Here is an 11562-nt window from a genome sequence, read left to right on the forward strand (position 1 = left end):
AGAGCTGATTATGTATCAGCTCTTTTTTATATAGAAGGAACTTGAACTGCAAGTAAGGGAAATAAAAGGCATACTATATTAGTAGTATGCCTTTTATACGAATGAAAATCGATATATTTCGACAATGTTCGATGTTTTGCAAATTCTATTCGTATTTTTGACAAAAAATTGTCGGAAATGTGTTGTCACGTTTATATATATGTGCTATATTATTTCCTGTAAGCGATTTCAAATAGTTTTAAAGCGTATTCAAGGGGGACATCTAGAATAATGAAACGTTACGAAAGAAAGTGGAAGCATATTTGTTTGAAACGTGTGGCACATCGTAGTGTCCAAGAAAGCACGGAACCTAAGACTGAAACGCGTAAAGAGCAACAAGAGAAGCAATTGGTTCTACAAAAATAGCAATCACTTTTTCGTATATAAATGAAGGTCGATCGTTCGTTGGGGGATGGACGTGAAATTACTTTCAGCTAAGGGGTATTGTCTGATATATATTTTATACGGCAATAAATAAGCACAGAGCATACGGCGCTCTGTGCTTATTTTTATTATTTATCTTTTTTGAATCGAACAGTTTTATCCCAGCCAATGACTTGTTTCTTGCTCTTTGCACGTAAGTATAAAATTAAGCTACGAATGAATAAGTACGTAAAGAGCTGTGCGTACGTAAAGTACATGATCACACTAATAAAAATATTAGTTGGTGTAAAGGTTCGTTCCACACTCTGGGCACTAAATAATTGAGAAACATATGTAACGTATGCGACATACCACATGAATAGTAGCGGAATGCTATATTGAATTTGGAATATCCCGAGTAACCCAATTACAAACCAAACGTTCGAAATGATTAAGAATAACCAAAATACAACATATACTAAAACTTGTTGTAAAGAATGGACGAGCAGTTTTCCTTTAAAGAAACTTAATGAAGAAAACATTTTTTCTAAAATGTACAAGTTCCCTTGAAGCCAACGTGTACGCTGCTTAATAAGGATTTTTAAATGCTCAGGTTCTTGTTCCCATGTAATTGACTCTGGAACGATTGGCAGGAGATAACCTTTTTGTGTAATTCGTAATGTTAATTCAGCATCTTCAGCAATTGCATAAGGGTCATAGCCGCCAAGCTCTTCTAATGCAGCGCGACGAAGAAGCATGTTTGTTCCTGTTAGTGAACCTGTTTGGAATAGTAACCAGCGTCCGGATTGCATAAGGAGCTGGAAGATTTGAAATTCTAACGAAATCATTCGTGTTAGCCAGTTTCTTTTTTCATTTACAGTACGAACATGCCCAACAGCTCCAACAGCATCCTCGGTTGTTTCAGCGTGTTCTACAAGCATTCGCAATGCATGTGGTTCAGGCTGGTTATCTGCATCATAAACACAGAAGTATTCACCATCTGAAATACTAAGGCCATAGTTTAATACACGTGATTTTCCTTTTGGTTCACCAGGGGGAACGCGAATGTGACGAATATGAGCATAAGCTTTGTCAAAATCGTCACCAATTTCAGGTGTCTCATCTTGCGAGTTATCGTTTAATAAATAAACAGTTAGTTTGCCTGGATATTCAATCTTTGCCATCGCCTCTAAAGTATCTTTAATAACGACGCCTTCATTGTGAGCTGGTATTAAAATATCGACGCTTGGGTAATGTTCTAGCGTACGATCTTTTCGTTTCCTACTTCGGTGAACTAAACCTGCGAGTGTTAAGAAAGAATAGTAAACGAGTAAGCCAGAGAATAGAAAGGCTGTAAAAATAAGTACATACTTAATCGAAAATGTGATGCTAATCCAAAAAACAAGTACGCAAAACAGGAGGAATAAAAGAAGTATAACGAGTGTCATCATAATAACGTCTGTCCTTTGTTCCCAATTTGCTCGCGTGAAATTTTTATATCTTGGATCGCTTCAGCAGCAAGCCATTGCTCCATTTTTGGCTTTAGGCGGTTCATTACAATGTCAGCACCGGCTTCATTTGTATTTTGTAATAAAATAACGAGCGTATTATTATCATATTTAGCAGCAAGGTCAAAGTCAGCTCTTACCGTTTCAACTAATAAGGAAGCTACACGGTCCATAACACTTTCCTTCGTATATTTACTAAAGGAAGTGAAATCAAAATAAATCATAACGCCTGTTTCATTACGACGATTCATTGCATTGATTAATAATGCTTGTCGTCTCTCAAATTCTTGTCTTGTTAATAATTTCGATTCTCCGATGTATTGTTCTAACGTTCTCACACGTTCGGTTAATTCTTTATTTTCATGAATAACCTTCTTTAATAGATGAGTGGAGATATATACAATGAAGAAATTTGCTGCCATTAGGAAGTGAGTAATAATGTATTCCCATTGTTCTGATGTACTCCATAAGTAAAGCCATGCTTGGTAGAACAGGTAGAATACCGAAATAATGGTTCCTAATATGAAGAAAACAAATGCAGTTTTATCAGGCAAAAATAGAAATAGTACATTAACAATTACATATATAATTGTAAAAATGAGAGCATGCTCATATTGCGTTACATGTACAGTTGTAAAATAAAATAAAATTTGTAAAATCCACATAGAGAGGACTTTATAGAAGTTATCTTTCACAAAACTTTCCTCCTTAAAGATAATTCATACAAGGATACTTGTAGTATGCGCAATTATTAAGAAATAGACCGGATGACTATATTCTTTTTGAGAGGCAACAAAAAGTAGTATCCCTCTTTTGTAAGAAAAAATAAACAGACTTGATAATTATTGTATCATAATGTTTTTATATTTCAGCATAAAGTATTTAATATATACTGAGAAAATAAAGCAAGTCCCCTCTTTAGAAAGAGGGGACTTGTTTTATTTTATAGGAACATCATACCTGCAACTGCTGCGTTTAAGAAGTTAGCTAGTGTACCAGCGATAACTGCTTTAATCCCTAATTGTGCAATTTGTTTACGGCGAGTAGGAGCTAATGTTCCTGTTACACCTAATTGAATTGCGATAGAAGAGAAGTTTGCGAATCCACAGATTGCGAATGTTAAAATTAGATTTGTTTTTGCAGAGAACTCTGCCATATGTGGTCCTAAGTTTGCGTATGCAACGAATTCGTTGATTGCAAGTTTTTGACCGATAAAGCTTGCTGCTTGTACGGCTTCACCAGGAGAAACCCCGATTAAAATTGCAAATGGTGATAGTAAGTAACCGAAGATTAAATCAAGGCTAAGTTTAATATCGAACCAAGAGCCAATCCATCCTAATAGGCCATTTAATAAAGCGATTAATGCGATGAAAGCCATTAACATTGCTGCTACGTTAATAACAAGTTGCATACCTTCTGATGCACCACGTGCTGCTGCATCAATAACGTTTGCATCTTCACGCTCTGTAGAAAGTTCAACGTTATTATCTACTTTTTCTGTTTCTGGCATAATTAGTTTTGCAATTAATAGACTTGATGGAGCTGCCATAATTGCTGCTGCTAACAAGTGTTCTAACGGAATACCCATTGCTGCATAGCCGACAAGAACTGATCCAGCAACAGCTGTCATACCGCTTACCATAATAGCGAAGAATTCACTATTTGTTAAACGTGCTAAGTAAGGTTTGATTAAGATTGGAGCTTCAGTTTGTCCTAAAAATACAGTTGTTACTGAGTTTAAACTTTCTGCTTTAGAAGTTCCAAGAAGTTTACTTAACCCGCCACCAATGATACTAACAAATTTCTGCATAATACCGAAATGATATAAGATTGCTACTAATGAACTAATAAATACGATTGGAAGTAGTGCTTGAATAACGAAGATAAATCCCCAAGGTCCTTTTGCGTTGACTAAATCCCCAGCAACGAACTTAATTCCCTCGTAAGAAAAATTAATTAATCCTTGAACGCCATCTGCAGCGTGTTTTAAACCTGCTTTTCCGGCATCCCATCGTAATACGATAAATGAAAATGACATTTGTAATGCTAGCGCGATTAAAATTGTGCGCCAATTAATAGCTTTGCGGTTGGAAGATAGTAAGAAAGCGATTGCTAATACTCCAATCACGCCGCCAATTCCCCATAAAAGATTCATGCAGTGTATGCTCCTTCCTCATAGTAAAAAAATGTATAAAACAGTTGTCTATACTTCTGCAAATATAACATCTTAAGTAACTTATCATAATGGACATCAGAGGTCAAACGTCTAACGAAAAGTTTAAATAAAAAGAAAATTCTTCAAAAAAACACATATAAAATGATTAGACATGAAATAGGTTATGTTTTTTATGTGAAAATATACATTATGATAACGTTATGGATCATTATTGTAGAATATAGTGTATGAAATAGGAAAATAGATACATTATTTTTTTAGGGAAATAGGTTATACACATTAAAAAGAGCCTTCTAGTAATCTAGAAGGCTCTAAAAATATAACTTAAGGTGCTTTCGTATAACCTAAGAAGTGCTTACTCCAATAAGAATTGCTTAATGAAGCGATTGCTACACCTTTATCTCCGGCTTGGATAAATGATCCGCCCCCAAGGTAAATACCCATGTGAGAAGGACCCGATTTATAAGTGTTTTGGAAATAAATTAAGTCGCCTGGTTGTGGATTTGAAGTTTGTGGTAGGCTACCCCAATATCCCGCAACACTTTGACGGCTAATGTTATGACCAAATTTCTTAAATACGTGGTAGATGTAGCCACTGCAGTCCACACCGTTAGCAGAAGTTCCGCCCCAAACGTATGGTACGCCTTGCATTCCTTTTGCATATGCAAGTATAGAAGAACTGTTGCCGCTATTATTACCTGTATTGTTGTTATTGTTTTGATTGTTATTTTGATTGTTGTTAGGCTTATTATCTACTGCGCCGCCAACTGGTGTTTTAGAAAGGTAACGTGTTCCGATATAACCAGTTTGACCGTTGTAGTTAATTTTGCTCCATCCAGAGTTTTCAGAGATTACTTGAACCTTCTGTCCTTGTGGAAGTGCGCCTATGATTCTATAATTTGTACCTTCACCACTACGTACATTTAAGGCAGAAGCATTAATGTAGTAGTCACCAATTGCACCTTGATTAGGTTGTTCAGGTTGTTTTGGTTGCTCAGGAGTAGTAGTGCCACCTTTAACGAATTTCATGAATTCGCTACTAACGTAGCCTGTTTTTCCTTGATAGTTAACTTTAAACCAGCTACCTTCAGAGCCAATTACGTTTAATGTCGTACCATTTAATACGCCACCAATTACGCTATGGTAAGTAGCAGGGCCTGTGCGAACGCGTAGAGATGTTGCGTTAACAACGTAAGTACCACCAGTTTGAACAGTTACATTATTGTTTTGGTTATTATTTTGGTTGTTTCCTTGTGTAGCGTTATCGCTAGAACCGCCTTTTGTTACGTAGTCTTTGCTTACGTAAGCTGTTTGGCCTGCATAATTGATTTTGAACCAATCTTGAACTTCGCCAACAACTTGTACTACTTGTCCTTTTGTAACAGAACCTACAGTTGTGTGAGAAGTGCTAGGACCTGTACGAACACGAAGGGAAGATACATTTACTGTATAGTTTCCGCTTGCTGGTTTTACAGATTCTTGGTTGTTATTATTCGTATTGTTGTTTGAAGAACCTGTATTAGCAGAAACGCCAGATACAAATTCACCACTTACATAACCTACTTGTCCATTATGGTTGATTTTTACCCAACCATTTTCTTGACCAATTACGTTTAATGTTTGTCCTTCATATACACGTCCTGAAACAGAACTAGAAGTGTTAGGAGCGGTACGTACACGTAATACATCAGCAGTAACTTTATTTTTTCCACCTGTTGTACTTACATTTGAATTGCTCGCACCATTTTTTGATACAAATTCACCACTAACAAAGCCTGTTTGTCCATTCATGTTAATTTTGTACCAACCATTTTCTTCGCCAATCACGTTTAGTGATTGACCGTTATAAACGCGCGAGATGATGTCGTGAGAAGTACTTGATCCTGCACGAACATGTAATACGTCAGCGTTAACCTTATAAGATGAGCTGTTTGATGCAGAAGCTTGGACAGTTGTAGCAGCTTTTTGTGTATTTTGTTCAGGGGCAGCTTGAACACTATCAAGTGTAGGTGCTGCTCCTCCTGCTACAGACACTGCCGCAAGACCGGCAAGGTATTTTTTCATAATTTGTCGATTCCTTTCTGTCTGTAATGTAGTGAAGAAATATTTACCAACTGTTAAAAATTCTAAAGAGCATGTCGATTACTGTCAAGACTTATGCGGGAATCTGAATATGACAAAAAGATTACAAGAAAAAATCAAGGCATAAATCTATACCTTGATTTCCATTTAAATACATATATTGAATGTAGAAAGGATAGAAATTATTCGTGTTTAAGAAGATGACATATTGGATTGTAACAAACTCTGAGAAAATGATCGTTGCAGCATTTTCGTGATAGGGCCAACTTGACCATCTCGGATTGCGGTTCCATCAAGATGAGTCATCGGCAAAATTTCAATCGTCGTTCCTGTAAAAAAGCATTCATCCGCTTGATAAACATCACGAACGCTGAAAAGCTCTTCTTGTACTGGAATACGAAGGGTTTTCGCTAAAGAAAGAACATATTGACGAATAATGCCATTTAAAATAAGGTGATTAGCTGGATGTGTGTAAAGAGTTCCGTTTTTAATGAGAAAGAAGTTAGAGTGGCTGCCCTCAGTTACAGTACCATTTCGTACGAAAAGGGCCTCTTTACAACCTTTTCGTTCCGCTTTCGTAGTAGCTAATATATTCGGTAATAAGTTTAATGATTTAATATCACAGCGTAGCCAGCGCGTATCCGGTTCTGATATGGCACGTACACCATATTCAATCCATAACGCTGGTCTTTCTTTCTTTGTAATATAGGCATAGATTGTTGGAGGGACGTCATATGAGAACGTATGGGTACGAGCTTGTACACCACGAGATACTTGCAAATAAATCGTTCCATCTTCGTGGAAATTATTATTTTCGATTAGTTTATAAAGTAGGGTAATCAGTTCCGCTTTTGAGAAAGGGAGTGTTAATTCTATTTCTTCCATGGAGCGATATAATCTTGTGATATGCGGATCTAATAAGTGAAAGTTCCCTTTATATAGACGAATAACCTCGTAGACACCATCCCCAAACTGCAAGCCTCTTTCCTCAAGGTCTATGTACGTTTTTTGTTTCGTTGTATCAATAACTGCATCATTCCAAAGTACAAATCTTTCATATGCCAATTTTCGTCCCATCCTTTCGTAAGTGCATAAGTAAAGTGAAGTTTTCATTCATTTGGAATAAAAATCACTACAGTAATTTTTATGTGAGTAATTCTTTACATATGACGTATATGTATTTGTAAATGGTAGAGAAGTGGTAGTGATTTACAGCATTTTGTATATACAAATTCGAAAATAAGAAATAAGAATCCTGCTTTTAAATAAAAAAAAGCAACATTCTTATGGAATGCTGCACAAGGAGGGTAGCTATCTTTCATAGGGACATCGTCTTATTGAATGTTTTGTGTATGGAAACAAAACATATTGAAAGACAATTATAAGAAAGTAGAAATAAACGATTCACATATTTCTTTAAGGGATCTTATTACAGATGAGAGATAAGAAATATATAGAACCTCGTTTACATATTTTATTATAGAGATACTTCATTAATTTTATATGAATATTTGGTAAAGGTTATGTAATGTTAAAGTTAATGAATATAAGTAATTGTATGGAGGAATATAAAAAAAGAGGCTGAGATTACTCAGCGCTCTTCTTTTCTTCTTTAATAGCTGTCTTTACTTCACCAGTTTTGATCTTGTTGCTTTCAGAGAAGCGAAGTAAGTCACCCTCAATGATTTTGTCAGACATGCTCAATTCATTTTGGGCACGATCAATAAGTGGTTGAGATTCTTCTTTTGGTAGTTGTACAACTTCGCCAGTAGCACGGTCGTAGAATGTACTGTTCGTGTACATGTACTTATCTGTAACGAAGCTACCATCACGAAGAACAACGAATCCTTTATTATCAGGTGAGAATACGTCATGACCGAATCGAACGTCATTCGTAGAATCTACACCAAGTAAGTTTAGAATAGTTGGTTTAATGTCAATTTCACCAGTTGGTTTTGAAATTGTTTTACCTTCTTTTTGACCTGGAACGTGAATAAACATCGGTGTTTTTTGTAAGTTCATATGGTCAAACGCAGTAATTTCTTCTTTTCCTAAGAACTGTGCCATTGCACGGTTATGGTTTTCAGAAATACCGTAGTGGTCACCGTAGAATACGATAACTGAGTTGTCGTAAATACCTTCTGCTTTTAGACGTTCAATAAAGTGTTTCATTGCTTCATCTAAGTAGCGAGCTGTTACCATGTAACGGTCAAATACGCCATCACCAGAATTGTATTCATCAATTAATTTTGTATTGTCATCATAAGTGAATGGGTAATGGTTTGTTAAAGTAAGGAAGCGAGTATAGAACGGTTGCTTCACTTGTTTTAACATATCGATAGATTGATCAAAGTACTCGATATCTTTTAATCCCCAGTTTAATTTCGTTTCTGGCGTAATCTTATAGTCAAGCTCGTTGTAGTAACGATCATAACCAAGTGCCGGATACATAATGTTACGGTTCCAGAATGTTGCGTTGTTTGCGTGGAATACTGCAGTGTAGTATCCTTGCTGACGTAAAATTTCTGGAGTTGCTGTGTATTCGTTGTTACCGTGTGTGAAGAATACAGCACCACGGTCTAGTGGATACATTGAAGTATCTACTAAGAATTCAGCATCAGATGTTTTTCCTTGCCCAGTTTGATGGAAGAAGTTATCAAAGTAATAACTTTCTTTCGTAAATTGGTTTAAGAATGGTGTAACTTCTTGTCCGTTAACTGTTGCACCGATTAAGAATGTTTGTAATGACTCAAGAGAGACAACGATTACGTTCTTCCCTTTTGCAGTACCAAACATATTTGGATCTGGTTTGCTTTGCGTTGTTTTTACGTAGTTCTCTGTTTCCTGTAACTTACTACCGTCAGCAAATGCTTTTTGTGAACTTGATTTTGCTTGTAAGCCAAGATCATATACTTGGTGTACATATAAACCTAAGTTTTTAACAAGCATAACGCGGTCGAATGAACGTGTTAATAGTTCTGGACGCTCAGCTTCTGCCAATCCTAAGTTTGCGAAGAAAATAGCAATTGTTGACACGAAGTATAGGGAACGCATTGGGCGTGCTACACGTTCTGTCGGTGCAAAATTCTTCATCTTCTTCAATAAAATGAAGAATACGATAATATCAGCAAATGCGAGGATAATTTTGTAGTTAAACAATTCTTTTACACTAGAACCTAAACTTCCGAAGTTAGATGTTTGTCCTAGTACTGGTAAAGTAACGAAGTCATTGTAGAATCCGTAGAACATTACATTACCAACAAGAACGATTGTTAAGACAAAATTAATTCCAAGTGCTATATAGTTACGTTTTTTCCCTTTTGCAAATAATGCAAGACCAACAAGCAGTAATGATGCTGCTAATGGGCTAAGGAATAAAATGAATTCTTGCATGAAAGATTCAAGTTTTAAATCAAAGCTTGTGCGTGTAATAAGATATGTCTTCAACCATAAGGCTAAAGCTACGAATGCAGTGAAACGCACATTTTGAAATTGTGATTTCAAGGTTTCTTTCATTCATTTCCACCCTTTCTCTATCAGGCTTGGTCGATTTTGGAGCGAAAAATGCTAAAATAAAAAATACATAGTTTTCTTGGCCATAATTAGAGGTTCTATATTCACCCATATACGACTATAACTATGCATACCCTTTTAGTTTCTTGTGTTACTCATAAGCATAACGTCATTTCTGTATTATACAACAAAATTCATTTCTGAGAAACACTATAACATTTTACATTTTTTGTATGAGATTTGTCACTACCAGAGAAAACTTTAACATTCGTTTATATGTCCGTCAACTAGAAAATATAACAAAGGTAGAGCAGAATGTTAAGTGAAAGTGAAAATTTTCTTTGTTGAGAAATAAGAAATGACAATGGGTAAGTGGTTATCTAGAAACCTATTATATGAAGGGAAGTATGTAAAAATTAACGAACACTTGTTCTTTTTTTGGTTTGTTTGTTACAATGAAAGTTCATTGATAGATTATGTGTAATTTTGATGAACTTTTACTGAAAACATATTGTAGCTTATTTCTTTTAAAAAAATAGGGAGGCTTTTACATGAAACAAAAATTTTCAGTTGAAGCATTTTGGAAGAAAGTAAAACATGTCGCAAAGCAAGCAGGGCAGTCGGTCATTTATGCAAGTTTATTATTGTTTTACGTTTTGCAGAAACCAGATGTTCCAAAGCGAGTGAAAATTATTGTAATTGGAGCACTTGCTTATTTTATTGCACCGATTGATGCGATTCCAGATTTCGTTGCTGGAATTGGTTATACGGATGATTTAGGGGCGTTAATGGCTGCGTTATTACAAGCGTCGCTATACGTCGATGATGATGTAAAAGATAAGGCGCGAGTGAAGTTGACAGAATGGTTTGGTTCGGATATAGACACATCCTTTATCGATCAAAAATTAGATCAATAGGTGAGAACTGTCACATGGTGACAGGGCGAACGTAAGCGAGGAAGTGCATTATGCCGTCAGGAAGAACGCATACGAAAATAAACTTAATATCCCTTCCGGTTGTTTTGTTTATGCTCTTTTCGTATGGACTAACAAATTTTGATTTTTTATTAACTTTTGCAATTGGCTTTTTAGTAGGTACTACATTTTTAACACCGGATTTAGATACGTATAGTAATGCGTATAATAAATGGGGATTCCTGCGTATATTTTGGTATCCGTATAAGAAGGTGATGCCGCATCGCTCCTTCTTTACACACACAATTATACTTGGTGATGTGATTCGTATTGCATACATGTTAATTGTGTTTTCTCCGTTTTTATTCCTATTAAATGTAATCGCGCTTGACGGGAATTTAATAGAAATGGCGAAGGAACATGAGGTTGAAATTGTAACGTTCGTAATGGGAATTGTTGTGGCAAGCACGCTTCACATTATAGCGGATAAAGTGAATACGCGCCGTAAGAAAATGATGAGAAAAAAGAAGAAACGCAGAAGATAAAAAAACCGTCCCAAAAAGTATTTTGGGACGGTTTTTTCTTATTAATCAAACGTTTGTTTAAAATTAAGCTTTCAGTACTTTAATACCTTTCACGATGTTCCAAATGAAGTAGTATAAGCTAATGATTCCGCAAATACATAAGACAATCATTGTACCGATGCCCAGTGTTACATCCGGTTGATCAGATCCAAGACCCATAATTCCTAAAATAGTTACGCCAATGAATGTAGCGATACTTGGGATAATGTGTGTCCATAGAGCACGTTTTGCATGTGGTTTCGTTTCAGCATCGCCTACAATCCACACAATAATAGGGAATAAGATAGGGGCAAATAATACACTAAAGTATGATAAAGCTGCTAATATTTTGTTTCCATTCATATATATCACCTCATAAATAATGTCCGTTGTTATACTATTAT

At 35.8% G+C, this 11562-nt stretch carries 10 protein-coding genes; 3 read left to right on the forward strand and 7 right to left on the reverse strand.

The features are described 5' to 3' along the window. Positions 1–270 precede the first annotated feature (270 nt). The gene (locus PDQ40_RS15645) at positions 271–405 is read left to right on the forward strand and encodes a hypothetical protein (RefSeq protein ID WP_000833067.1); all 135 of its coding nucleotides are present in this window, start codon (positions 271–273) and stop codon (positions 403–405) included. Positions 406–551: 146 nt separating this feature from the next. Here PDQ40_RS15645 and PDQ40_RS15650 read toward each other — a convergent pair whose 3' ends face one another. The 6 genes from PDQ40_RS15650 to PDQ40_RS15675 form a co-directional block, all read right to left on the reverse strand. After that, positions 552–1853, reverse strand: a complete 1302-nt coding sequence (locus tag PDQ40_RS15650; RefSeq protein WP_000988773.1) for a glycosyltransferase family 2 protein — start codon at positions 1851–1853, stop codon at positions 552–554. Further along, a complete protein-coding gene (locus PDQ40_RS15655; RefSeq protein ID WP_000654292.1) occupies positions 1850–2605 on the reverse strand; it encodes a GGDEF domain-containing protein in 756 nt (251 codons plus the stop codon). Before PDQ40_RS15655 ends, PDQ40_RS15650 begins: the two co-directional genes overlap by 4 nt. Positions 2606–2853: 248 nt before the next feature. Continuing rightward, positions 2854–4065 (reverse strand): NupC/NupG family nucleoside CNT transporter, encoded by a 1212-nt coding sequence (locus tag PDQ40_RS15660; RefSeq protein ID WP_001051012.1) that lies wholly within the window; start codon positions 4063–4065, stop codon positions 2854–2856. A 345-nt stretch (positions 4066–4410) separates the two neighbouring features. After that, on the reverse strand, positions 4411–6150 hold the full coding sequence (locus tag PDQ40_RS15665; protein ID WP_000760286.1) for a C40 family peptidase: 1740 nt from the start codon (positions 6148–6150) through the stop codon (positions 4411–4413). A gap of 210 nt (positions 6151–6360) precedes the next feature. Beyond that, on the reverse strand, positions 6361–7245 hold the full coding sequence (locus PDQ40_RS15670) for a D-amino-acid transaminase (RefSeq protein ID WP_001998631.1): 885 nt from the start codon (positions 7243–7245) through the stop codon (positions 6361–6363). A 510-nt stretch (positions 7246–7755) separates the two neighbouring features. Next, the gene (locus tag PDQ40_RS15675) at positions 7756–9684 is read right to left on the reverse strand and encodes an LTA synthase family protein (RefSeq protein WP_000665331.1); all 1929 of its coding nucleotides are present in this window, start codon (positions 9682–9684) and stop codon (positions 7756–7758) included. Positions 9685–10232: 548 nt separating this feature from the next. Between PDQ40_RS15675 and PDQ40_RS15680 the strand changes: the two genes are divergently transcribed. Then, positions 10233–10598, forward strand: coding sequence for a YkvA family protein (locus tag PDQ40_RS15680; protein WP_163257852.1), 366 nt, complete (start codon positions 10233–10235; stop codon positions 10596–10598). A gap of 50 nt (positions 10599–10648) precedes the next feature. Then, positions 10649–11140 carry a metal-binding protein gene (locus tag PDQ40_RS15685; RefSeq protein ID WP_001139083.1) on the forward strand — a complete coding sequence of 164 codons (492 nt, stop codon included), beginning with the start codon at positions 10649–10651 and terminating at the stop codon, positions 11138–11140. Between the two features lie 63 nt (positions 11141–11203). Here PDQ40_RS15685 and PDQ40_RS15690 read toward each other — a convergent pair whose 3' ends face one another. Then, entirely contained in the window at positions 11204–11521 is a 318-nt protein-coding gene (locus PDQ40_RS15690) for a DUF4870 domain-containing protein (protein WP_001014100.1), read from the reverse strand. Positions 11522–11562: the final 41 nt, after the last annotated feature.

It is taken from the genome of Bacillus cereus group sp. Bc061, from assembly GCF_027715825.1.
GTDB classification, from domain to species: Bacteria; Bacillota; Bacilli; order Bacillales; family Bacillaceae_G; genus Bacillus_A; species Bacillus_A paranthracis.

Coding starts and splice junctions, on each gene's coding strand:
- PDQ40_RS15645 (WP_000833067.1), top strand. CDS start 271: ATGAAACGTTACGAAAGAAAGTGGAAGCATATTTGTTTGAAACGTGTG.
- PDQ40_RS15650 (WP_000988773.1), bottom strand. CDS start 1,853: ATGATGACACTCGTTATACTTCTTTTATTCCTCCTGTTTTGCGTACTT.
- PDQ40_RS15660 (WP_001051012.1), bottom strand. CDS start 4,065: ATGAATCTTTTATGGGGAATTGGCGGCGTGATTGGAGTATTAGCAATC.
- PDQ40_RS15665 (WP_000760286.1), bottom strand. CDS start 6,150: ATGAAAAAATACCTTGCCGGTCTTGCGGCAGTGTCTGTAGCAGGAGGA.
- PDQ40_RS15670 (WP_001998631.1), bottom strand. CDS start 7,245: ATGGGACGAAAATTGGCATATGAAAGATTTGTACTTTGGAATGATGCA.
- PDQ40_RS15675 (WP_000665331.1), bottom strand. CDS start 9,684: ATGAAAGAAACCTTGAAATCACAATTTCAAAATGTGCGTTTCACTGCA.
- PDQ40_RS15680 (WP_163257852.1), top strand. CDS start 10,233: ATGAAACAAAAATTTTCAGTTGAAGCATTTTGGAAGAAAGTAAAACAT.
- PDQ40_RS15685 (WP_001139083.1), top strand. CDS start 10,649: ATGCCGTCAGGAAGAACGCATACGAAAATAAACTTAATATCCCTTCCG.
- PDQ40_RS15690 (WP_001014100.1), bottom strand. CDS start 11,521: ATGAATGGAAACAAAATATTAGCAGCTTTATCATACTTTAGTGTATTA.